The sequence below is a fragment of the Bacteroides sp. DH3716P genome, assembly GCF_025914115.1.
GTDB classification, from domain to species: Bacteria; Bacteroidota; Bacteroidia; order Bacteroidales; family Bacteroidaceae; genus Bacteroides; species Bacteroides ovatus.
This window is the reverse complement of sequence record NZ_CP083673.1, coordinates 2,720,012-2,745,810: the sequence shown is the minus strand read 5'-3', so window position 1 is coordinate 2,745,810 and position 25,799 is coordinate 2,720,012. Positions and strand designations below refer to the sequence as shown.

General features: G+C 43.1%; 19 protein-coding genes. 17 read left to right on the top strand and 2 right to left on the bottom strand.

Annotated elements, in window-relative coordinates; all coding sequences use genetic code 11:
- Positions 1 to 6: 6 nt before the first annotated feature.
- The gene (locus tag KQP79_RS10200) at positions 7 to 741 is read right to left on the bottom strand and encodes a ThiF family adenylyltransferase (RefSeq protein WP_032842925.1); all 735 of its coding nucleotides are present in this window, start codon (positions 739 to 741) and stop codon (positions 7 to 9) included.
- The gene (locus KQP79_RS10195) at positions 723 to 2,858 is read right to left on the bottom strand and encodes a cation:proton antiporter (RefSeq protein ID WP_004299709.1); all 2,136 of its coding nucleotides are present in this window, start codon (positions 2,856 to 2,858) and stop codon (positions 723 to 725) included. Before KQP79_RS10195 ends, KQP79_RS10200 begins: the two co-directional genes overlap by 19 nt.
- Positions 2,859 to 3,110: 252 nt before the next feature.
- Here KQP79_RS10195 and KQP79_RS10190 point away from each other — a divergent pair, with 252 nt between their 5' ends.
- From KQP79_RS10190 to murQ, 17 genes are all read left to right on the top strand, one after another.
- Positions 3,111 to 4,118 (top strand): aspartate-semialdehyde dehydrogenase, encoded by a 1,008-nt coding sequence (locus tag KQP79_RS10190; RefSeq protein WP_004299708.1) that lies wholly within the window; start codon positions 3,111 to 3,113, stop codon positions 4,116 to 4,118.
- Between the two features lie 240 nt (positions 4,119 to 4,358).
- Positions 4,359 to 7,196: a TonB-dependent receptor gene (locus KQP79_RS10185; RefSeq protein WP_061447976.1), complete on the top strand. Its 2,838-nt coding sequence runs from the start codon at positions 4,359 to 4,361 to the stop codon at positions 7,194 to 7,196.
- A 4-nt stretch (positions 7,197 to 7,200) separates the two neighbouring features.
- Complete coding sequence (locus tag KQP79_RS10180; protein ID WP_061447975.1) at positions 7,201 to 8,433, top strand: DUF4876 domain-containing protein; 1,233 nt, start codon at positions 7,201 to 7,203, stop codon at positions 8,431 to 8,433.
- Positions 8,426 to 9,937: a DUF6850 family outer membrane beta-barrel protein gene (locus tag KQP79_RS10175; RefSeq protein WP_055235232.1), complete on the top strand. Its 1,512-nt coding sequence runs from the start codon at positions 8,426 to 8,428 to the stop codon at positions 9,935 to 9,937. Before KQP79_RS10180 ends, KQP79_RS10175 begins: the two co-directional genes overlap by 8 nt.
- Before the next feature lie 35 nt (positions 9,938 to 9,972).
- The gene (locus KQP79_RS10170; protein WP_004309655.1) at positions 9,973 to 11,598 is read left to right on the top strand and encodes a fimbrillin family protein; all 1,626 of its coding nucleotides are present in this window, start codon (positions 9,973 to 9,975) and stop codon (positions 11,596 to 11,598) included.
- A 180-nt stretch (positions 11,599 to 11,778) separates the two neighbouring features.
- On the top strand, positions 11,779 to 12,366 hold the full coding sequence (locus KQP79_RS10165; protein ID WP_004309654.1) for a hypothetical protein: 588 nt from the start codon (positions 11,779 to 11,781) through the stop codon (positions 12,364 to 12,366).
- Positions 12,353 to 12,919: a PepSY-associated TM helix domain-containing protein gene (locus KQP79_RS10160; protein ID WP_061447974.1), complete on the top strand. Its 567-nt coding sequence runs from the start codon at positions 12,353 to 12,355 to the stop codon at positions 12,917 to 12,919. The genes KQP79_RS10165 and KQP79_RS10160 overlap by 14 nt, the downstream gene beginning before the upstream one ends.
- A 22-nt stretch (positions 12,920 to 12,941) precedes the next feature.
- The gene (locus KQP79_RS10155; RefSeq protein ID WP_004309652.1) at positions 12,942 to 13,829 is read left to right on the top strand and encodes an ABC transporter ATP-binding protein; all 888 of its coding nucleotides are present in this window, start codon (positions 12,942 to 12,944) and stop codon (positions 13,827 to 13,829) included.
- A gap of 70 nt (positions 13,830 to 13,899) precedes the next feature.
- Entirely contained in the window at positions 13,900 to 14,568 is a 669-nt protein-coding gene (locus KQP79_RS10150; RefSeq protein WP_004299700.1) for a hypothetical protein, read from the top strand.
- Between the two features lie 40 nt (positions 14,569 to 14,608).
- Positions 14,609 to 15,643 carry a DUF4857 domain-containing protein gene (locus KQP79_RS10145; RefSeq protein WP_004309651.1) on the top strand — a complete coding sequence of 345 codons (1,035 nt, stop codon included), beginning with the start codon at positions 14,609 to 14,611 and terminating at the stop codon, positions 15,641 to 15,643.
- A 261-nt stretch (positions 15,644 to 15,904) separates the two neighbouring features.
- A complete protein-coding gene (locus tag KQP79_RS10140) occupies positions 15,905 to 17,179 on the top strand; it encodes a hypothetical protein (protein ID WP_004309650.1) in 1,275 nt (424 codons plus the stop codon).
- A 91-nt stretch (positions 17,180 to 17,270) separates the two neighbouring features.
- Positions 17,271 to 18,764, top strand: a complete 1,494-nt coding sequence (locus tag KQP79_RS10135; protein ID WP_004309649.1) for a sodium:solute symporter — start codon at positions 17,271 to 17,273, stop codon at positions 18,762 to 18,764.
- Positions 18,764 to 21,229: a DUF4922 domain-containing protein gene (locus tag KQP79_RS10130; RefSeq protein ID WP_004309648.1), complete on the top strand. Its 2,466-nt coding sequence runs from the start codon at positions 18,764 to 18,766 to the stop codon at positions 21,227 to 21,229. Before KQP79_RS10135 ends, KQP79_RS10130 begins: the two co-directional genes overlap by 1 nt.
- Positions 21,226 to 22,584 carry a SpoIID/LytB domain-containing protein gene (locus KQP79_RS10125; protein ID WP_061447973.1) on the top strand — a complete coding sequence of 453 codons (1,359 nt, stop codon included), beginning with the start codon at positions 21,226 to 21,228 and terminating at the stop codon, positions 22,582 to 22,584. Before KQP79_RS10130 ends, KQP79_RS10125 begins: the two co-directional genes overlap by 4 nt.
- 14 nt (positions 22,585 to 22,598) lie before the next feature.
- The gene (locus tag KQP79_RS10120; RefSeq protein ID WP_061447972.1) at positions 22,599 to 23,882 is read left to right on the top strand and encodes an MFS transporter; all 1,284 of its coding nucleotides are present in this window, start codon (positions 22,599 to 22,601) and stop codon (positions 23,880 to 23,882) included.
- A gap of 13 nt (positions 23,883 to 23,895) precedes the next feature.
- Complete coding sequence (locus tag KQP79_RS10115; protein WP_004309645.1) at positions 23,896 to 24,732, top strand: hypothetical protein; 837 nt, start codon at positions 23,896 to 23,898, stop codon at positions 24,730 to 24,732.
- 40 nt (positions 24,733 to 24,772) lie between these two features.
- A complete protein-coding gene (gene murQ / locus KQP79_RS10110; RefSeq protein ID WP_004309644.1) occupies positions 24,773 to 25,588 on the top strand; it encodes an N-acetylmuramic acid 6-phosphate etherase in 816 nt (271 codons plus the stop codon).
- The last annotated feature ends 211 nt before the right edge of the window (positions 25,589 to 25,799 follow it).

Sequence of the window (25,799 nt, the reverse complement as noted above, 5' to 3'; positions counted from 1 at the left end):
ATAGCCTTATAATCGTTTAATGACATATTCAGCCAGATAACACCCAAACACGGCCGGCATATAACTAACTGTTCCACATGTCGATTTCTTATTCTGTTCATCCTCCGTCAGCAATACCGCTTTCGGATCGGCTTGCTCCGTACTGAATACCACCGGAAGTTTCCGTTTCATTCCCATCTTCTGCAAACGCTTTCGCACAGCCTTACTCAAACCGCAATGATACGTCTCCCAAAGATCGGCAAAACGAACCTGAGTAATGTCACTCTTCGCCCCTGCTCCCATACTGGAAACTATCTTTATACGACGTTTCATCGCTTCATAAATCAGAAAGCATTTCGGACTGATCGTATCAATAGCATCTACTATAAAATCATATTTATCGGCATCCAGCAGTTCCGGTATATTTTCATCCTTCAGGTAAACAGGAAGGACAGTCAGCTCAATCGCCGGATTTATATCTTTATAACGGGCTGCCAACACTTCCGCTTTCGTCCTCCCCAGCGTGGAATGCATGGCCGGCAACTGACGATTCATATTAGTAGGCTGCACTGTATCGGCATCTACAATCGTCATCCGCCCGACACCTGCACGGCAAATCATCTCGGCGGCATAAGCACCTACTCCACCCAGTCCCACGACCAATACGTGCGCGTTCCGGATGCGTTCCATCTTTTCCTCTCCTAACAGGAGTTCCGTTCTCTGTTGCCAGTCGTATCTTTCCATTAGTTTTTCTTTAACCATTTATAGAACCATTTGCCGACCTTCTCATAATGTTGAGACTCATTATGTCCACGAGGATCGGAGAATGACACAATTTCCTGCGGTTCGCCAAACTGGTCGGGATACAGGATTATCAAACTATTATTAGAGAAATATTTTCCTAATTGTGCCGGGAGACGTTCAAAAGAGGGATCATAAGAGATAGATCCGCGACGGGCAGAGATAACTACCAATAAATGGTCATAATTCACCTGCCCTGTCAACAGCAAGAGATCCTCCCACTCCTCCAATATGGAGAATTCCGTCGGAGTACCTGCATGTCGCTTTTTCACAAGTTGCTGAACACGCATCAATGTACGCTCATTGGCAAAAAAATGCACCCGACAGCCCAGGATACTTCCCATACGGCAGAAGTGTTCCACCCATTTAGAGAATCCCGACTCATATTCGGCCTTTGGCGGAACGGCAATATTGATTCGACGCAGGGTATTAACAGGCATCAGGAATTTGGCAATCATCACTTCACGATGCGTACCTTTCAACAGACTTTCGGCCAGATGTCCGAAGAAAGAGTCGACAATATTTGCTTTCCGGTGCAGACCGATCACAATATCCGTAGCTTCATACTCCTTGATTGTATGGATAATCCCCGAAGCAATATTCAAGTCATAGCGACTCACCATCGTAACAGGCACATCGGCAGCAGCGGCAATCATAGCCGCCTTCTCCAGATTACGTTTACCCTGCTGCTCTTTCTTCTCCGAACTGTTATTGTCATTGATAACGTTCAATGCCACCAATGCATTTTTCTGCTTGGCATCCTTTATTACTAAAGCCAGATTAATCAAATCTTCAATCGTCTCCGGGTTAGCCACCGGAATCAAGATTTGTTCCGTATTTACTTTTTTAGCTTCTTCTTCCGCCTGCACATTCTCATCCAAAGCAAAACGACGTGCCGAACGTTCGGTTACCAAAGAACTGATGACACAAGTGAAAAGTATCATCACTACCGTACCGTTCAATACATCATCATTCAGCAACCGTTCTCCATTCTCCATAATGATTTCATGACCGATCAACACTGCTGCCAGTGTAGCTGCGGCCTGCGCATTACTCAAACCGAATATCATGCTCCGTTCATTGGACTGCATCCGATAGATCTTTTGTGTGATCCAGGCAGCCAGCCATTTGCTAAAGGTTGCCACCACTGTCATCACAATAGCTACTTTCAATGCTTCACCTCCGGTAAACAGGCTTCTTACATCAATAATCATTCCGACGCCAATCAGAAAATAGGGAATAAACAGTGCATTTCCCACAAATTCCAACCGGTTCATCAAAGGAGATACATGAGGAATCAAACGATTCAACACTAATCCTGCCAGGAAAGCACCTAAAATTCCTTCCATTCCCACAAATTCCATCAATCCTCCTCCGAGGAAAACCATCGCCAGCACAAACACAAACTGCATCACGCTGTCATCATACTTCCGGAAGAACCAGCGTCCGATACGGGGGAAAAAGAATACAATCAGGAATCCGAGGAAAGCCACTTTTGCCACAAGAAATACCCAGAACCAACCATCAACAGTGCCTTTAAACATACCACCTATGACGGCAAGAATAATCAAAGCAAGAGTAACGGTGACAGCAGTACCACCAATGGTGATATTGACACTGCGCAAACGAGACAATCCGTAACGGCTAATAATAGGATAAGCAATTAAGGTATGAGAAGCGTACATACTTGCCAACAATACCGCCGTGAGAAAACCATATCCCAGCATACTCATACTACTCCATATCCCTAACGCCATAGGAATCAGAAAGGTGAGCCAGCCGAACACGAAACTTTTCGTCCGGTTCTTCTTAAAGTCCTCCATATCCATCTCAAGACCGGCAAGGAACATGATGTAATAGAGTCCTACTTTACCAAACAGTTCAAAACTACTGTCGCGGTCGAGCACATGAAAGCCGTGTTCGCCAATCAAGACACCCGCCAGAATCATGCCTATAATATGAGGTATATGGAGACGCCCCAAAATCATCGGAGCAAAAAGAATGATAATTAGTACCAAAAAGAACACCCAGGTCGGATCAGAAATCGGCAACGTTAAATTGAGATCAAACAGGTTCATAGGCTGTGTTTTTTAGGAATTTTCTGCAAAGGAACAAAAAAGTTTGCAGAATCCAATGAATGTCTAATGGTCATTTCACTCCAATAACCACGTCCAACTATACGGAAGCACGAGTAATCCGCCGAAAAACTGAAATATTTCTCTCAAAAGCGATGTTTATATGCTAAATTGTTATAATTTTGCAGCCAAATCTTTTCTATTCGACAGGATAAGGAGAGAAATTCAATATTCACAATTTAACAAAAGAAAAAGATGAAAGTAGCTATTGTTGGCGTAAGCGGAGCCGTAGGACAAGAGTTCCTGCGCGTGCTCGATGAGAGAAACTTCCCGATGGACGAGTTAGTTTTGTTCGGTTCTAAACGTAGTGCCGGAACAACATATACTTTCCGCGGTAAACAGATCGAGGTGAAACTCTTACAACACAACGATGACTTTAAAGGGGTAGACATTGCTTTCACTTCTGCCGGTGCAGGAACATCTAAGGAGTTCGAGAAAACAATTACCAAGTATGGTGCTGTGATGATCGACAACTCCAGCGCTTTCCGTATGGATGCCGATGTGCCTTTGGTGGTGCCTGAAGTAAATGCAGAGGATGCATTGGAACGTCCGCGCGGCGTTATCGCCAACCCGAATTGTACGACTATCCAGATGGTAGTTGCACTGAAAGCCATCGAAAAGCTTTCTCATATAAAAACCGTGCATGTGTCTACCTATCAGGCAGCAAGTGGTGCGGGTGCCGCTGCCATGGACGAATTGTACGAACAATATCGTCAGGTATTGGCAAACGAACCTGTGACTGTAGAGAAGTTTGCCTATCAGTTGGCTTTCAACCTGATTCCGCAGATCGACGTGTTTACAGAAAACGGTTATACGAAAGAAGAGATGAAGATGTATAATGAAACACGCAAGATCATGCATTCTGACGTAAAAGTTAGCGCAACTTGCGTACGTGTTCCTGCATTACGTGCTCACTCTGAAAGTATTTGGGTAGAAACTGAACGTCCGATTTCCGTAGAAGAGGCTCGTGAAGCATTCGCTAACGGTGAAGGTCTGGTTCTGCAGGACAATCCTGCCGAAAAAGAATACCCGATGCCGTTGTTCCTGGCAGGTAAAGATCCGGTATACGTAGGCCGTATCCGCAAAGACCTGACAAACGAAAACGGATTGACTTTCTGGATTGTAGGTGACCAGATTAAGAAAGGGGCTGCCCTGAATGCTGTTCAGATTGCCGAATATTTGATTAAAGTAAAAAATATCTAATATAACAGACTGGATATAATATCCGGACAACTATAGATAAGCCCAATAAATCAGCCGGTTTGCAATGTGATAGTGATCACAATGCAAGCCGGTTTTTTATTCTCCAAGCCGTAATTAGAGAGAAAATACCTATTCGTAGGTAAGAAGTCACTAGTTATAGGTATCAGCATCTACCAAAATAACTATTTATAGTGATTGATAGAAAGTCACTTTTTATCGAATTTTGCGCAAAACTTATCTATGAAATATTGTCTTTTTAATATAGCATTCTGGGGGCTACTATTTTTCAATTTATTTGAGGCCGCAGCTAATTCAAACATCTATACAATCTCGGGACGTGTGACCGAGGCAAAAACGAATTCCCCTTTGCCTGGTGCTTCTATCCTCATTAAAGGTACCTATTTGTGGGCCGTATCCAATCAGAAAGGAGAATTTACGATACAAGGAGTACAGGAGGGAAAATATAATCTGGAGGTTTCTTTTCTTGGTTATGTACCGGCAACAATTCCCGTAAATGTACGCAGCAATATCAATAACCTTCCTATCATACTCAAAGAAAATACACTTGCACTGGATGATGTAGTCGTCACTGCACAAGCACCCAAAAATGAATTAAACACGACGCTCACTATCGGAAATCATGCATTGGAACATCTACAGGTGTCCAACGTGAGCGATATCTCCGCTCTCCTTCCGGGAGGAAAAACTAAAGTGCCGGATCTTACCACCAATAATATCTTCTCATTACGCGACGGAGGGTCAACAGCCGGTAATGCCGCATTTGGAACAGCCGTAGAAGTGGATGGAGTTCGTATTGGAAACAATGGTTCGTTTGGCAATATGAACGGAGTGGATACCCGGAATATCACTGTTGCAGATATTGAATCGGTGGAAGTCATCACCGGAGTGCCTTCGGCAGAATATGGAGACTTGAATAGTGGTATGGTCAAGATTCACACCCGGAAAGGGAAAACACCCTGGAACATATTGCTATCTATCAATCCTCGCACCGAACAGGCTTCATTTGCTAAAGGATTGGATTTAGGAAACAATAAAGGTGTCATCAACATAAACGGTGAGTGGACCAAGGCTACTCAAAAGTTGGTATCTCCCTATTCTTCTTATACAAGAAGAGGATTCTCTGCCGGATATAGCAACACGTTCCGCAACGTATTAAGATTCGACATCGGTGTTACAGGCAATATCGGAGGAATGAATACCAAAGATGATCCTGATGCCTATTCGGGAGAATACAACAAAGTGAGAGATAACGTATTCCGGACAAACACTTCACTGGCCTGGCTGCTCAACAAATCGTGGATAACCAACCTTAAGTTCGACGCATCAATATACTACAATGATAACAACTCCCACGCGCATACGTTCTACTCCTATGCATCGGAGCAACCGGCTGTTCATGCCACAGAGGAAGGATATTTTATGGCAAACAAACTGCCATATACTTACTTTGCCGACCAAATCATCGACTCCAAAGAACTGGATTATGCCGCATCGTTAAAATATGAATGGAACAGACGATTTAAGACTGTAAACAGCAACCTGAAAGCGGGTGTTCAATGGAAAGCAACAGGCAATGTGGGTGAAGGAGAATATTACAAAGACCCATCATTGGCTCCAAACGGTTATCGTCCCCGTCCTTACACTACTTATCCATATATGCATAATGTTTCGCTTTATGCAGAAGAAAGTCTGTCATTTCCTGTGGGAAATACCATGCTTAGACTGATGGCAGGGGTACGTTGGGAACATTTGTTTATCAAGGGAACGAAATATAAGAACCTGAATACTCTTTCACCACGTTTCAATGCCAGATGGCAGTTGAACGAACATATCGCTATCCGTGGCGGTTGGGGAATTACCGAAAAACTTCCCTCTTTCTATACCTTGTATCCCAAACAGGAATATCGGGACATACAGACCTTCGGCTTTTCCTATAATAAGATTGAATCATCTTATATATATTATAGTCAGCCCTACACGTTATTGCACAATGAAAACCTACGCTGGCAACGGAATCAGAACGCAGAAATCGGTCTGGACGTCAACATTGCCCGTACCCGGATTTCATTAGTCGGTTATTTCAACCGTACCAAGCTGCCGTATAAATACGCAAGTACTTATACTCCGTTCTCCTATGATGTGCTCCAATTGCCGGATGGATTCACGATGCCGACTAACCCGCAAATCAATGTAGATAACCAGACAGGGATGGTTTACATACGCGACAATGCATCCAGTTACTGGACTCCTATGGATGTCAAAGTGACCGACCAGACTTTTGTAAAGTCAACTTCTCCCGACAATGGAATGGACGTGATTCATCGCGGAGCGGAAATGATTGTTGATTTCCCGGAAATTACTCCGATTCGCACGCAATTCCGGGTAGATGCCGCTTATACTTATACGAAATACATCGACAACTCTTTATCGTATTATTATCAGAATGGATGGTCGCACACCAGTCTTGCCAATCGTTCTTACCAATATGTAGGTATCTACGCCAACGGTGACAACTTATCGACTACCGCCAACGGCAAACGTACCCACTCGCTGGATGCCAATATCACAGCCATCACCCGTATTCCGAAAGCCAGACTGATTATTTCGTGCCGACTGGAAGCTTCGCTTGTGAAGCGTTCGCAGAACATCTCCGAGTATCAAGGAAAAGAATATGCTTTCAATGTGAGCGAAAGCAGTAATACCCAAACCGGGGGAAGTATCTATGACGGTAACTCTTATACCGCTATCTGGCCGGTAGCATACCTCGACCTGAATAATGAGATGCATCCTTTCACATCAGCGGAAGCCGCGAATCCGGAATTCTCCTACCTGATACGCAAATCGGGCAATGCCTATACATTTGCAGCAGACGGATATGATCCTTATTTTTCTGCCAATATCAATATCACCAAAGAGATTGGAGACTATGTATCTCTTTCTCTCAATGCGATTAATTTCACCAACTCACGGCCTTATGTAAAATCTCATGCAACGGGTGTAAGCGCTCTCTTCACCCCGGATTTCTATTATGGACTTACTTGCCGTATCAAATTCTAACTATATGAAACAATTCATCTACATATTATTACTAACAGTGACTGGCATCTTTGCGGGATGCACAGATATCGATAAAGAGAATCCGTATGACAACCAGTTGCACAGCCTGCAGGTTACTGCCGTATATCCGGACGGATACACGGATCATCTCCGGGAAGGAGTGACCGTAAAGATTGAAGATGTCGACCGTGGAAATTCTTACAAGGCTAAAACCGACAAGAATGGAGTGGCGCAATTCTCTTTGACCAAAGGTATATACCGCGTACAAGTCAGCGACAAAGGCGGAAAGGATATTTTCAACGGATTAGCTGATAATGTCAAACTAACCAGCGGAGACATGTCTCTTAATCTCCCGCTCATTCATTCCAAGGCCGGGACGATCATTATTAAAGAGATTTACTGCGGAGGATGCACAAAGTTACCGCTGGAAGGAAATTATCAGTCCGACAAGTACATTATCCTGCATAATAACGACTCGGAAGTGCAATATCTGGATAGTTTATGCTTCGGAGCACTCGACCCTTACAATTCACAAGCCACTAATGTATGGGTGACACAGGATGAAGTAACCGGAGCAACCATCTTCAAGGACTTCGCTCCCATCGTTCAGTGTATATGGCAATTTGGCGGTACCGGTAAAACATTCCCGCTTCAGCCGGGAGAAGATGCAGTGATTGCCATCAACGGAGCGGTTGACCATGCGGCACAATATCCGCAATCTGTCAACCTGAACAAACCCGGATATTTTGTATGCTATAATAATGTTTATTTTCCGAACACACAGTATCATCCGGCTCCGGGCGACCAGATCACACCAGATCATTACCTGAACGTAGTGTTGAAGACTGGTCAGGCGAACGCCTATTCATTCTCGATATTTTCTCCTGCCGCGGTTATTTTTAAAGCCAAGGATACCACGATACAGGACTTCGTTCTAAAAGAGGGAAGCGTCATACAAAAACCGGGAAGCACTACGGATCAGGTGATAGCGGTACCACTCGACTGGGTGATTGATGGCACGGAAGTATATTATGGCGGTTCCTCCAACAATAAAAAGCGTATTTCTCCATCCATCGATGCGGGATATGTCACTCAAAGTGCCACATACAACGGACGCAGTTTATACCGTCATGTGGATGAAGAAGCGACACAGGAAGCGGGTTACGAAGTACTGGTAGATACAAACAATTCTTCTACCGATTTTTATGAACGGGAAAAACAATCTTTGCATGAGTGAGATGAAGAAAATATATATAACAGGTCTTTGGATTCTATGTCTGACATCCGGAGTTTCGGCACAGACTTATGACATCATCGAACGGCGTAACTCCTGGAATGCCGGGGCAAATGTCACAGGTATCATGATGGACAGTATTTCTGCTTCCTATGCCGAACTGTACGGAAAGAATAACCACGGTGATTTCCGCAACTATTACGAAGCAAAAGAAGCATGGAGTGCCGGAGCGGTAGCAAAGTCCATCACTCATCTGAAAGGTTATTCACTGACGGGTTCGTTCTCATTCGATCATACTTCAGGCAAGGATATGAGCGGTTCGATGTTTATCCACCCAGGATTTTATCCCGTAGACCTCCTGGAGTTCACACCCGGACGTAAAGACTTGCAAACTTACGCTTTCATGGGTGGTATTGCAACTGATATTTCACCCAACTGGCGATTAGGAGGAAAGATAGACTTTGCCGCTTCCAACTATTCCAAACGAAAGGACTTGCGGCATACCAATTACCGACTGAATTTGAAAATAGCCCCCAGCGTCATGTATCATTCGGGAGATATGGCGATCGGCTTTTCCTATATTTTCGGTAAAAACAGTGAATCTGTGAAAGCAGAAGTCATCGGTACAGCCGAAAACTCTTACAATACTTTTCTGGATAAAGGACTTATGTATGGAGCTTACGAGGCATGGGACGGGAGTGGAATCCATCTTAGTGAATCGGGCGTCAACGGTTTCCCCATCAAAGAATTGTCGAACGGGGTAGCCTTGCAACTTCAATGGAAAGGATTTTACGGAGATGCTGAATACACGTATTCTTCAGGTTCTGCCGGTGAAAGAGATGCTATCTGGTTTAAATTTCCAACCCACCGGATTACCTCCCATTTGAGTTATCATTTCAAACAGGGAAAGAAAGAGCATTTTCTGCGACTGAATTTGCAATGGTCACATCTGGTCAACAATGAAAATGTGATAACCAAGGAAACGGTAAACGGGATAACGATCACTCACGTACACGGTTCCAATCGTATTTTTGAGCAGGATGTTTTCTCCGTCCATCCCGAATATGAATGGATTAGTCCCCGCACGGAACTTCGCCTGGGAACGAATATATCAACATTCAGACGACTGACCACACAGATGTATCCTTATGTAGCTTCGGAAAAGATGCTTTGTAGCCGGACTTATATCTCCAGCGTATTTCATCTGGGGAAACTCGACCTGAAAGCGGCTGCATCCTTTGCCATAGGAAACTTTACCGAGAAAAACAGGACTACGGCAACAGATACGGAACCGGGTGACCCGCCTTATCGACTGACTGATTATTACAATCTGAAAAATGAATATACAACTGCCCCACAGACGACTTTTCACCTCGGATTGCGCTATCATTTCAACTATGGAGTTTATGCGGAAGTACAGGGTAGTTATACGCACGGTTTCAACCTGCAATATATAGATGGTTCGAACCGTTGGAACGAGACTATCAAATTAGGATATACTTTTTGAAAACAATGAATATAAATAAACTAAATTATTAAGCAATGAAAAAGAGTTTGACATTTATCTTCGCAGCAGCGCTTTTGGTATCTTGCCAACAGGAAGAGAACGAAGCTACGACTCCTGCAAACAGTCGCATTACTATCTCTCCTATTATTACACGTGCTACGGAAGTTAACTTTGAGACCGGAGATAAAATCGGTGTTACAATCACCCAAAACGGTGACTTCGTATATGCAGAGAATAAACAGATGACATACAATGACGGAGTATTTGCAGGCGATTTACTCTGGTACCCGGAAGGAAATGACAAATCGCAAATAGTAGCCTATTATCCCTATAAGGAGGGTAATACTCCGGCTTCATTTACTGTTGAAACCGATCAGACTAGTGGATATGGAGCGTCAGATTTTATGGCAGCAAAGAAATCGGATGTACTTCCGACTACCAACGTTATAAGCATGAACTTCAAACACATGTTTACTAAATTAGTGATTAATGTAACAAAGGAAGTAGAAGCTAACATCTCGTCTATCGCATTGAAAGGTTCCATCCCGACTGCAACTCTTGATTTGAGTGCTCTCACAGTGACTGCTGATGCAAACGCCTCCGCAACAAGCATTGTTGCACAAGCCGTTAAAGCGAATGAGACATACCGCGCCATTATCGTTCCCCAAACAGTAGCCTTGACGCTTGAAGTAGCAACATCTGACGGCAAGACCTTGTCACAGAAGCTCACATCTACCACTTTGGCACAAGGAGGACAATACAGTGTGAACATTCGCGTGTTACCTGACGATATAGAAGTCAAACTTAGTGGTGACATTGAAAACTGGACAGATGAGGGTGAAATTGGAGCTGATAATGAGATTCCTTTCGAGGAACATCTCGATCAGAACTATTTCCTGTATGATAATGTAAAATATAAGACTGTAACTCTCTCAAACGGTACGACATGGATGGCTGAACCGCTTATTTATTTACCGAAAGGGTATACTCCTTCAAGTGATCCAACTGCTGATAGCCATGTTTGGTATCCGTATGAAATCACAGCCGACGGTGCAACCGTAGCTACAACAAAAGAAAGTGCCATAAAAGAATTAGGTTATCTATATGATTTCCAGGCTGCACTGGGTGGTAAAGAAATTACTGATAGTAATCTGACCTCCTTTGAAGGAGCACAAGGAATCTGCCCGAAAGGATGGCACATACCGACACGTCTGGAGTACTTTAATCTGGTAGGAAAAACAACGAATGATGCCGACGGCAAGGTACCGGCTGATGGTGATAAAGCTCTTTTTTATGATGCAGCTTATGATGGAGCCAAAATATCATCACTGATGGATGCAGGATTCAATTACCAATTCTCCGGTGTTCGTATGGCAACAAGTCTTACAGGCGTCGGCAGCTACCAAAAAACTGCAATAGCAGATGACGCCAAGATTCAAGCTGCGTGGCATGGAAAACCGGCAATGAATTATCTCATGACTTCGACCGCCTACAAACCCATATACAATAGTACCAGCGGCCTACTAACCAATATACAGTTCTTTGGATTAATGAGTACAATCAATGCAACCAAGTATCCGGAAGGCAGATTATCATTATCTTATGTTAGCATTAAAGCCGGTATGCAAGTTCGTTGCATAAGGGATCAAGCCGGCAACTAAAAGACTAATATTTGTTTCATGCCTTGAAACCTTTAGTTTCTCGGTGAGAAACTACCAGTTTCAAACTGGGAAACTAAAAGTTTCAAGTAAGGCTACCCCCCTCGCCCGTAAGGCGAACTACGATAAGCTATAAACAAACGAAAAACAGATTACAAACTATATAAAAACGAAGCAATAACAATGAAAACAAAAAAGCTAACAATCGCAATTGCCATCATGGCAATGACTTTTATCGGAACTTCATGTGGTAACAAACAACAGAAAAGCGCATCAGAAGCGACTACAGAACAGTCTGCATCTTCCGCCTTGGAAATTGATTCTCTTCTTGCCAATGCCGAAAGCCTTGCAGGACAAGAAGTGACCATTGAAGGCGTCTGCACACATACCTGCAAACATGGCGCAAAGAAAATCTTCCTGATGGGTAGCGACGATACCCAAGTGATCCGTGTAGAAGCGGGCACTTTGGGGACATTCGATCCTAAATGCGTGAACTCCATCGTTCGTGTTACCGGAACACTGAAAGAACAACGCATTGACGAAGCCTACCTCCAGAACTGGGAAGCGCAACTCAAAGCACAGGCTGCCGAGAAACACGGAACCGGTGAAGCCGGATGCGACTCTGAAAAGAAAGCACGTGGTGAAACAGCCAACAGCCCTGAAGCCCGCATTGCAGATTTCCGTGCAAAAATAGCCGACCGCAAGGCAGAAACAGGAAAAGAGTATTTATCTTTCTATTTCATGGAAGCTGACTCGTATGAAGTGGAGTAGTAACATCCGTAAGTGGAGTCGGCTCATACACCGTGACTTATCATTTTTCTTTTCCGGAATGGTATTGATATATGCCATTTCCGGAATTGTAATGAATCACCGTGACACTATTAATCCGAACTTCTCCATCACACGGAAAGAGTATAAGATAGCAGAAAAGCTACCGGATAAAGCAGGAATGAATAAGGAGAAAGTGCTCACTCTCCTGGAACCATTGGGAGAAAGCGGCAACTATACCAAATATTACTTCCCGAAAACGGACGTAATGAAAGTATTCCTGAAAGGTGGCTCCAACCTTCTAGTAAACGTAAAGACAGGGGAAGTGGTATATGAATCCGTCACCCGCCGCCCGCTTATCGGAGCAATGTCCCGTTTACATTACAACCCGGGACAATGGTGGACTTACTTCGCGGATATTTTCGCCATCGCTCTTATTATCATTACTCTCTCCGGCATCATCATGCTGAAAGGGAATAAGGGCATTATCGGCAGAGGAGGGATCGAAGTCATTGTCGGAATCTTGATTCCCATTCTTTTCCTTTTCTTCTTTTGAATAGAATAACAGATTAAATCAAATGGAACATATTATCGAATGTAACAATCTGACGCACTATTACGGCAAACGGTTGATTTACGAAAATCTTAGTTTCACAGTACCCAAAGGACGCATCCTGGGACTGTTGGGAAAGAACGGTACAGGCAAGACCACCACTATCAATATCTTGAGCGGTTATCTGAAACCCCGTTCAGGGGAATGTCGCATCTTCGGACAGGAGATTCAGACAATGGCACCGGCTCTGCGTCGCAATATCGGACTGCTCATCGAAGGTCATGTGCAATATCAATTCATGACCATCACCGAGATAGAGAAATTCTACGCAGCTTTCTACCCCGGTCAATGGAAAAAGGAAGCGTACTATGAACTGATGAATAAGTTGAAAGTCGCTCCCGGACAACGTATCTCACGTATGTCATGCGGACAGCGCTCACAAGTTGCCCTCGGACTTATCCTTGCACAAAACCCGGAACTTCTAGTATTGGACGACTTCTCACTCGGACTCGATCCCGGTTATCGCCGCTTGTTTGTCGACTATCTCCGTGACTATGCCCGCTCGGAAGGGAAAACCGTCTTCCTGACCTCACATATCATTCAGGATATGGAACGACTCGTTGATGACTGTATTATCATGGACTACGGAAAGATACTGATTCAGAAACCAATCGTCGAATTACTGGAAAAAGGACGTCGCTACACTTTCACTATTCCCGAAGGTTATGAACTTCCTGCGTCTGATGATTTCTATCATCCTTCTGTCATGCGAAACCAGTTGGAGACTTTCTCCTTCCTGCAACCGGCAGAGACAGAAGCAAAACTGAAATCAATGTCAGTACCTTACACTAATTTTCATAGTGAACAGGTAAATTTGGAGGATGCATTTATCGGCCTGACAGGCAAATACTGATTAAATTAAGAATAAAAATTGGCTACTCGTAACCCACAAATCATAATTCATAAATCATAAATCCTCAAAAATGTACGCTATATTTTATAAAGAATGGATAAAGACACGGTGGTATTTTCTGCTTGCCGTGCTCGCCACACTCGGTTTTACAGGCTATTGTATGCTTCGCATCAACCGAGTGGTAGAAATGAAAGGGGCTGCTCATGTATGGGAAGTCATGCTGCAACGCGATGTTATCTTCATTGATATGTTGCAATATATCCCCCTGATTGCCGGAATCCTGATGGCAATCGTGCAGTTTGTCCCCGAGATGCAACGCAAATGTTTGAAACTGACTCTCCATCTGCCTTATCCGGAACTAAAAATGACGGGCAATATGTTACTCTCCGGACTCATATTGATTCTTGTCTGTTTTGCTTCTAATTTCCTGTTGATGGAAGTATACCTGAACGGAATACTTGCCCATGAACTGAAGAACCACATATTGCTCACCGCTTTAACGTGGTATCTTGCCGGGATTTCCGGCTACCTGCTCGTCGCATGGATCTGCCTTGAACCGGCATGGAAACGTCGTATTCTGAATCTCATTATCGCTGTATTGTTACTACGGATCTTCTTTCTGTCGCCCACACCGGAAGCATACAACAAGTTCCTCCCTTATTTAGTGGTTTATACTTTGTTGACAGCTTCTTTCTCGTGGCTTTCTATCGTACGATTTAAGGCCGGAAAGCAGGACTAAACAATTAAAAATTAAAGATTAAAAATTAAAAGATTGAGAAATGAGACGTTTCAGTACCATACTATTATATGTAACCATCGCTTTCCTGCTTCTTTGGCAGTTGCCTTGGTGTTACAATTTCTTTGTCGTAAAGCCGGAGAAGACTCCCTTTACCCTATATAGTTTCGTCATTGGCGATTTCGCACAGATGGGACAGGAAGAGGGAAAGGGAAGCGTGCGTCGCGACTTGGCAGGAAACATTTATTCGGAAGCTGCTTTCGACAGCATCCTGCCTATGTTTTACTTCCGCCAGTTGATGTCTGACGAGCGTTTTCCGGATACCATTCAAGGAATCGCAGTGACTCCCAAAATGGTGCAGACGGAAAACTTCAACTTCCGCAGCGTTCCTTCGGATATCAATGCGCCTTCTATCGGACTTTACCCGCTAATGGAATCCATGTCAGGACGTGTGGATTTAAAAATGCCGGATGATGTATTCCGCATCACCTCCAAAGGGATCGAATTCATCGACATGGCTACCAACAGCGTGAAGGAAGATAAAAGCCTTCAGTTTACCGAAGCTATGACTAAGAAAGATTTTCGTTTCCCGGCAACGGAGATTGTAGGAAATCCGACGGTGAAAAAGGAGTATGACGAAGGTTACCTTCTATTGGATGCCGACCGCCGTCTGTTTCATCTGAAACAGGTGAAAGGGCGTCCGTATGTCCGTGCCATCACCTTGCCTGAAGGACTGACGTTAAAGCATCTGTATCTGACCGAGTTCAGAAACAAAAAGACGCTTGCTTTTATGACCGATGTCAACAACGCCTTCTATGTGTTGCAGAATCGGACGTATGAAATCGTAAAAACAGGAATCCCGGTATTCAATCCCGAAACGGATGCACTAACCATTATCGGTAATATGTTCGATTGGACGGTACGTGTGACTACTCCGACCTCTGATAATTATTACGCATTGAATGCCGACGATTATTCATTGATTAAAAAATTAGAGAACGCATCGTCTACTCATTCCATGCCCGGTATTACTTTCACATCTTATACTGATAAATATGTAATGCCACGTTTCGAATAGTATTCCCATATTGAATGTAACAGTTGTAAGGGACTATCAAAAGTCAATCTATTAAATATGACTTAGGGTAGTCCCTTACTGTTTTCTTCCCATGCGTGTATAGGAAACAAAAAGAATTACAATCTTTTCTTCTGTAAGTATGGGCTTTTTCCGGCAAGAAAGTTTATCTTTGCCGACTCATTCAAATATTCAGACCGCAATTGCTTCTGCATTATACACAAACAAATACGGTAAAACGAAAAAACTCAAATTAAAAACCGTATGAAAGTTTACAAAGCATTTGCTTTCCTAAGTATCTTCATCATATTGTTCTATAATTGTTCGCTCCCTACTGATGACGAAGAAAAAGGAGATTCAGAGGAAGAGGATACAGTTACCTCCGAACTTCCCTGGGAAGGAGAGATGGACAAATTCACCATCAATTCTAAAGAAGGAATCCATCTGAATGATCCATACGAAGACGCCGGAACAGCTTATGTCACCATTCCTTCCACCTCTGTAAAAAATACCCGTTGGGAATTTGGAGTTCACCTCACCTTTAATCCTTCCGCTAACAATTATGCACGATTTTATCTGACTTCTTCCTCAAACATTCTTTCCGAGAATTTAAACGGTTATTATATTCAGATAGGAGGAGCCAAAGATAATGTAACTCTTTATCGTCAAAACGGAGACCAATCTAAACTACTGGCTTCGGGAAGAGAGTTGATGAAAGGAGACTCTTCACCGAAACTATATATAAAAGTAGAACGTGACAATAATGGTTACTGGACTTTTTGGACACGACGTGAATCCGAGAATGAATACGTAAAAGAAAAACAAATAAAAGATACCGATATACAAACTTCCCGCTACTGCGGTATATACTGCATTTACACCAAAACCCGCTGTAAAGGATTTACATTTCATCACATACAGCTATCTAATAACGTAGAAACGGACACTACACCTGATGAAACACCCGATCATCCCGGAACAGACATTCCAGATAATCCGAACACCCCCGAATTACCGAAAGATGTGAGAGGTATGCTTCTTTTCAATGAAATCATGTATAATAATGCCACTGATGGTGCAGAATATATAGAAATCTACAATCCGACTGAACAGGCTATCATTTTACCGGTACTTTATCTATATAAGATGTATAAAGACGGGGCAATATACAATACTACCATCCTTCAAAATGAAAGTCCTTCTACTCCCCTAACCATTCCTGCCAAAGCATATCTTTGCTTCACGAAATACTTCAACAGAGTCGTTCAGAAACATAAAGTCGGTGGAGAAAATATAATAATTATACCGAACTTCCCGGCACTGAACAATAATGGCGGGTATCTGGCACTTTCAAGTAGTAAAGAGACTGCACCAGGACATACTTTTGACACTTGTTGTTTTAGAGATGAAATGCACACCATTGATAAAATAACCGGCGTTTCACTCGAAAAGAAATCCCCGGAGTTACCCTCTCTCAATAAGAATTGGCATTCATCAAAACATGCAACCGGAGGCACACCCGGAATAAAAAATATGTAAGAGTATGCATATCTATGATAAATTCCCTACATTTGTAGGCAAAGTAAACAAGTTCCGGATATTTATCCTCAAACGAATTTAAACAGCAGATATGAGTCCAGCCGTTATATCTATTACTATTGTGGCATACTTTATAATCCTGTTCACTATCTCTTATATAGCAGGACGCAAAGCCGACAATGAAGGATTCTTTGTAGGAAACCGTAAATCAGCCTGGTATATCGTTGCCTTTGCCATGATCGGTTCCACCATTTCCGGAGTCACTTTCGTTTCCGTTCCGGGTATGGTACAGGCAAGTAGCTTTTCTTACCTGCAAATGGTGCTGGGATTCATAGTAGGACAAATTATCATTGCGTTTGTACTCGTTCCTCTCTTTTATCGTATGAACCTGGTTTCCATATATGAATATCTGGAGAACAGGTTCGGAAGCTCTTCCTACAAGACGGGAGCCTGGTTCTTTTTTATTTCAAAGATGCTAGGGGCAGCCGTCCGACTCTTTCTCGTATGCCTGACATTGCAGTTTCTTATCTTCGAACCTTTCCATCTTCCTTTCCTGTTGAACGTAATTCTTACGGTATTTATCGTATGGCTTTACACTTTCCGCGGTGGAGTGAAATCATTGATATGGACGGATGTTCTAAAAACATTCTGCCTGGTAGTGTCGGTTGTACTTTGCATCTATTATATTGCTTCCAGCTTGCATCTGAATTTCAGTGGTTTGGTTAGTACGATTTCAGACAGTGACTTTTCCAAGACATTCTTTTTTGACGATGTTAATGACAAACGATATTTCTTCAAGCAATTCCTGGCAGGAGTATTCACCGTTATTGCCATGAACGGGCTCGACCAAGATATGATGCAGCGCAATCTTAGCTGCAAGAACTTCCGGGACTCACAGAAGAATATGATTACCAGTGGAATCTCACAGTTCTTTGTCATTCTGCTTTTTCTGATGCTAGGAGTACTGTTATATACGTTTACAGCACAGCAAGGCATTGGGAATCCGGAAAAAAGCGACGAGTTGTTTCCGATGATTGCTACCGGAAATTATTTTCCCGGCATAGTCGGAATATTATTCATTATCGGACTGATAGCCTCCGCCTATTCTGCAGCGGGTTCTGCCTTGACGGCACTGACCACTTCCTTTACTGTAGATATTTTACATGCACAGAAAAAAGGAGAGGCGGCACTTAGCCAAATACGCAAACATGTACATATCGGTATGGCAGTTGTGATGGGAGCAGTCATTTTCGTATTCAATCTGCTGAACAACACGAGTGTGATTGATGCGATTTACACATTGGCCAGTTATACGTATGGCCCTATCTTAGGACTGTTCGCTTTTGGCATCTTCACCAAGAAACAAGTTTATGATAAATATATTCCGTTGGTAGCTATCGCTTCTCCTATTCTTTGCTATATCCTTCAAAGAAATTCGGAAGCATGGCTCAACGGTTACCAAATTAGTTACGAGTTGTTGATAATCAATGCCCTGTTCACATTCCTTGGACTTTGTTTGTTCATCAAAAGACAAGACAAAGAAACATCTTACACAACTCATACTACAAAACAAAAAGTAAAATAATGAAAACAACAATCAACTGTTTTCTTCCTTTCAGCCGGTTGGAAGAAACTGTGCAAACAGTTAAGGAGTTACGTGCATCGACGCTGGTAGACAAAATTTATTTATTGGCATCGCCAATTACCAATGTCTGTATTCCCGGATGCGAACTCATCTCTGTAGAAAAAATGCAGTCTACACAAGCAATGCGAGCTATTGCAGAACATTCTGATAAAACATATACCTTGCTCTATACCAAACACACTGCACTAAAAATAGGCATGTTCGCTCTTGAAAGAATGGTTCAAGTAATGGAAATGACCCAAGCTGGCATGGTATATGCAGACCATTACCAACAGATAGACGGTGTGCAAAAAACAGCTCCGGTCATTGATTACCAACCCGGTAGCCTGCGTGACGACTTCAATTTCGGCTCGGTTTTACTGTTCAATGCCAACGCATTCAAGGAAGTTATAGAAAATACGGAAGAGGAATATCAATATGCAGGCTTGTATGATTTGAGACTCAAAATATCCCAAAAGAGCAAACTGGTACATATCAACGAATATCTATATACCGAAGTAGAAAGTGACAAGCGGAAAAGCGGTGAGAAGCAGTTCGATTATGTAGACCCTAAAAACCGTCAGGTACAGATCGAAATGGAACAGGCATGCACCAACCATTTGAAGGAAATTGGCGGATATCTTTATCCTATCTTCCGTCCTGTAGACTTTTCTTCCCACACTTTTGAGTATGAAGCTTCTGTCATTATACCCGTACGCAACCGTATTCGTACAGTCAAAGATGCCGTACGCTCGGCACTGAACCAGCAAACGACCTTTCCGTTCAATGTCATTGTCATCGACAATCATTCGACAGACGGGACCAGTGAAGTTCTCCGTGAACTTAGTTCGGACAAGCGCCTGATTCACGTCATTCCCGAAAGAAATGACCTCGGTATAGGCGGATGTTGGAACATAGGTATCCATCACGAGAAATGTGGAAAGTTTGCCGTCCAACTTGATAGCGATGACGTGTATAAAGACGAACATAGCCTGCAAATCATCATTGATACTTTCTATAAACAGAAATGTGCAATGGTAATCGGCACTTATATGATGACTAACTTTGATATGCAGGAAATTGCCCCCGGCATCATCGATCATAAGGAATGGACACCCGACAACGGACGAAATAATGCATTACGTATCAACGGTCTGGGAGCTCCCCGTGCATTCTACACGCCCATTCTTCGGGAAATCAAAGTCCCGAACACAAGCTATGGAGAAGATTATGCCCTTGGATTGAAAATTTCACACGATTATCAGATAGGCAGAATATACGACGTGATTTACCTTTGCCGCCGTTGGGAAGGCAACTCGGATGCTGCACTGCCTGTTGAGAAAATCAACCAGAATAATCTATATAAAGACCGACTTCGTACGTGGGAATTGGAACAGCGCATCCTGCAACAAGAAACGACATTAGAGAAAATTCAGCAAAGTATCGAACGGTTATTCCAAAAGCAAACTCTTTCTTGGGAACTAGCCAAAGAGAATTACCAGGCATTGAAACAGTATCGGTCACGAACAAAAGAAATATCCAAATGGTTTGGTAAGCAATATTTAGATGCGAACCTATTCCTTAATCCGAAACGTATTCTTTCGACTACCGCACAGACAGATACTGCCTCCATTCACTCACGGCCTTGCTTCCTCTGCCAAACAAACCGACCGCAGGAACAAGAATTCATCAGTTATAGGAATTATCAGATACTGGTTAATCCCTATCCCATATTTAAACACCACTTTACAATTGTAGATAAGGAACACAAGTCGCAATCCATAGCCGGGCGTTTTAAAGATATGATAGAATTCACCGACATAATGAGAGAATACTTCCTTTTGTATAATGGACCGGAATGTGGAGCTTCCGCTCCCGATCATGCCCATTTTCAAGCTTGCAGTAAAGAGGAAAGTATGCAGGGATCATATTACGATCACATAGATTTAATAGATAACGACAAGGTGCGAATTAGTTATGAAGATTTCCCGTACAGTTTCATCAGGATTCAGGCGAAAAATAAGAAAACAATGTCGAAAACCTTTCATCTGATTTACGACATCTTAGCTGCCAATAATAACGGAAAAGAACCAATGATGAATATTCTTGCCTGGTATGGTTTGGAAATCACCAAAGAGCATTTTGGAAAGAACTACGACGATCAATTTGAGTCAGTGGCCGAACACCCTTACAATTGTATTATCTTCTTACGCAGCAAACATCGTCCCGACTGCTATTACGCAAAAGGAGACGAACAAATTCTCATCAGTCCTGCTATAGCTGAAATGAACGGCATATTCCCTATAGTACGTGAAGAGGATATGAAGAAACTGACTCCTGAAAAAGTATATGATATCTATCGGGAAGTATCTATATCCAAAGAAAAACTGCAAAAAATACTAGAACGTATTAAAGCTGTATTATGACTCAACCTCAAATAACAGTCGGTATCCTTTCCGGGAAAGAGATTGAATTCTCTTTCCCGGTGAAATTTAGTTCTTCTGTCGGAACGAAAATTTCCGGAACACAGAAAGTTATTTATCAGGATGGGAAGATTCATTGGCAAGGGAAAGAGTACGACGAATTATCCTTCATTCCTCCACAAAATGCACATGCTTTCTTTGAACTGAAAGATGTGACCATCGGAATCAACTTCCATTGGGAACGCAAAGAAGTCCAGAAATTCAAAGGGGAATTAAAGATTATCATCGAAGGAGAACAACTAACCGCCATCAATGTGATTTCCATTGAAGAATATCTTACCAGTGTAATTTCATCAGAGATGAGCGCAACAGCTTCTTTAGAACTACTAAAGGCTCACGCCGTCATCTCCCGAAGCTGGTTACTCGAAAAAAATAAAGAATTAAGAATGAAGAATGAAGAATTTAAAAGAACTTTGCAAAAAGACAGCGCAGCCAATTCTTCATTCTTCATTCCTAATTCTTCATTTATTAAGTGGTATGACCATGAAGCACATAGAAATTTCGATGTATGTGCCGATGATCATTGCCAGCGTTATCAGGGAATTACACGAGCCTCAACACCACAAGCCATCGAAGCAGTCTCCGCCACGCGGGGGGAAGTGCTGATGTATAAAGGAGCGATTTGTGATGCCCGTTTCTCTAAATGTTGTGGCGGAGCTTTTGAAGAGTTCCAAAATTGTTGGGAAAACGTAAAGCATCCTTATCTAATCAGACAACGGGATAGCAAGACTGAAAAACAACTTCCCGATTTGACCATAGAGGCGGAAGCTGATAAATGGATACGTACCTCACCTGTTGCTTTTTGTAATACGCAGGATAAGAAAATTCTAAGCCAAGTACTAAACAACTACGATCAAGAAACAGCAGACTTCTATCGTTGGAAAGTCAGTTATACCCAACAAGAACTTTCAACACTGATTCATCAACGTTCGGGAATTGACTTCGGACAAATTCTGGATTTAATTCCTATAGAACGTGGAACGTCGGGACGTCTTGTCCGATTGAAAATTGTAGGAACCTTGCGAACGCTTATTATCGGGAAAGAACTGGAAATACGCCGTACCTTATCTACTTCCCATCTGTATAGTTCCGCCTTCGTAGTAGACAAGGAATATGAGGAAAAAGGACATAAAGAGGATAAAATCCCTTCACGATTCATCCTTACCGGAGCCGGATGGGGGCATGGAGTAGGACTTTGCCAGATTGGTGCTGCCGTAATGGGAGAGCAAGGTTACAAATATGAAGAAATACTGTCTCACTATTACCCCGGCAGTACGCTCGAGAAACAATATCAATAAAAAAGAATAATACCATGACAACCCCCACTATAAAAAGAAATCCCTGGAGCTGGATACCTACCCTCTACTTCGCAGAAGGGCTGCCATACGTAGCGGTAATGACGATTGCTGTTATCATGTACAAGCGTTTGGGATTATCCAATACGGAAATAGCTTTATACACTTCCTGGCTCTATCTTCCCTGGACTATCAAACCTCTATGGAGTCCATTCGTCGATCTGGTGAAAACAAAACGGGCTTGGATTATTGCCATGCAAGGTTTCATCGCCGCCGGATTTGCAGGGATAGCCTTCTTTATCCCAACTGCACATTATGTACAGTTGACTCTTGCTTTTTTCTGGTTGCTAGCCTTCAGCTCCGCTACACATGACATCGCTGCAGATGGTTTCTATATGCTCGGACTCAATAATAAGGAACAATCTTTCTTTGTCGGTATCCGGAATACCTTCTATCGGCTTGCCAACATTTTCGGGCAGGGAATTCTTGTCATGCTGGCAGGATGGTTGGAAACATCACAAAACAATATTCCCTTGGCATGGAGTATTACATTCTACCTTCTTGCAGGATTGTTTCTTGCTCTTACTATCTATCATCGTCTGATTCTCCCCCATCCTGATTTGGACATTAAACGTCCCGGACTCACACCGGGTAAATTGTTGGGAGATTTTCTTCTGACCTTTGTCACCTTCTTCAAGAAAAAGAACCTGGGTCTCATGTTCTTTTTCCTTCTCACTTACCGGTTGGGAGAATCACAGTTAGCCAAAATAGCTTCTCCTTTCCTGCTCGATGCTACCGATAAAGGTGGGCTAGCTTTATCTACCGCAACTGTCGGAATGATCTATGGAACTATAGGCGTCATAGCTTTATTAGTTGGCGGAATCATCAGTGGTTTCCTCGTTTCCCGCGACGGATTCAGAAAATGGATATTACCTATGGCGTTAGCTATCAACCTTCCTGATCTATTATATGTATGGATGGCTGCCGCCACTCCGGATAATCCTATATTTATAGCCATTTGCGTAGCTATCGAACAACTGGGCTATGGTTTCGGCTTTACCGCTTATATGCTATATCTGATTTATATTGCGGAAGGCGAACACAAAACGGCGCACTATGCTATCGGAACCGGGTTTATGGCACTTGGTATGATGCTTCCGGGGATGCCTGCAGGATGGATACAGGAGCATCTCGGATACACAAACTTCTTTATCTGGGTTTGTATTTGTACCCTGCCCGGTATCGTCGCCTCATTAATGATTCGCAACCGACTGGAGGATTCTTTCGGAAAGAAACAATAAAAAGCTCAAAGATATGATACTCATTGCAGATAGTGGTTCTACAAAAACCGACTGGTGCATCGTTTTCAACGGCACCCCAATCAAACGAATGGGAACGAAGGGAATTAATCCCTTCTTCCAATCAGAAGAAGAAATTCAACAAGAGCTGACACATTCCCTTCTACCACAACTACCGGAAGGAACGATCAACTCCGTCTTTTTTTATGGTGCAGGATGCACTCCCGAAAAAGCTCCCGTCCTCCGGCGGGCTATTGCCGACAGCCTGCCCGTCATCGGGAACATCAAAGCCTACTCGGATATGCTTGCCGCTGCCCGCGGACTATGCGGACATGAAGCAGGGATTGCCTGCATCCTCGGCACAGGTTCCAATTCCTGTTTCTACAACGGTAAAGAGATTGTCAACAACATCTCCCCTCTTGGATTCATCCTGGGAGATGAAGGAAGCGGCGCAGTCTTAGGAAAACTACTGGTAGGCGATGTACTGAAAAACCAGCTTCCACCCGCCATCAAAGAAGCTTTCTTAAAACAGTTCGACCTGACGGCTCCCGAAATCATCGACCGGGTTTATCGCCAGCCTTTCCCGAACCGTTTTCTGGCCAGTCTCTCCCCTTTCCTTGCACAGCACTTGGAAGAACCGGCTATCCGTTCACTAGTACTCAACAGCTTTATCGCTTTTCTCCGCAGAAACGTGATGCAATATGATTATAAGCAATATCCGGTACATTTTATTGGTTCCGTAGCTCACTGTTACAAGGAGATTTTGCAGGAGGCTGCGCAAACAACAGGTATTCAGATCGGTAAGATTCTTCAAAGTCCGATGGAAGGGCTGATTCAATACCATCAACAATAATTCTTTTACCTATTGTAATTTATAACCAGTAATTATAAAAATGCAGATAACCGAACAACCGTCACTTTACGATCATCTGGAAAAGAAATCTGTGCGAGAGATATTAGAAGATATCAACCAGGAAGATCAGAAAGTAGCATTAGCCGTACAAAAGGCTATTCCACAAATTGAAGAGCTTGTCAATCAGATTGTGCCCCGCATGAAACAAGGCGGACGCATCTTTTATATGGGGGCCGGCACAAGCGGTCGCCTGGGAGTATTGGATGCTTCCGAAATTCCTCCTACTTTCGGAATGTCTCCCAACTGGATTATCGGACTGATTGCAGGAGGCGATACAGCCCTGCGCAATCCGGTAGAAGGAGCCGAAGATGATGAAAATCGAGGTTGGGAAGAACTCGTCGAACACCAGATCAACGAAAAAGACACCGTTATCGGCATTGCTGCTTCCGGCACTACCCCGTACGTAATTGGTGCTTTGCGGGAAGCCCGTAAACACGGTGTCCTGACAGGTTGTATCACCAGCAATCCCGATTCTCCAATGGCGGCAGAGGCAAATGTCGCCATCGAAATGATTGTAGGGCCGGAATATGTGACAGGCAGTTCCCGGATGAAATCGGGTACCGGACAGAAAATGATTCTGAATATGATTAGTACGTCGGTGATGATTCAACTCGGACGGGTGAAAGGAAATAAGATGGTAAACATGCAGCTTAGTAATCATAAACTGGTAGAAAGAGGCACCAGGATGATTATGGAGGAACTAGGATTAAATCATGACCATGCACAAAAATTGTTACTGTTACACGGTTCGGTTAAGAATGCAATTGACGCTTACCGATATTCTCAAGATCATTAAAATCTCTACTTACTCTTGTTTAACCAACTTATATTATACGCATCACATACCAATCTTATTAATACGGAATATGACACATTAACCATTATTATTCATCCGACAGCCTCATAGATACAATACAAAAAGATTTTGAAACAAAATCAAAAACATTTATTGAACAAACCGGTTTGTTCACACTTCTTCATTTTATCTCCGAAGAAAAAACTTCAAG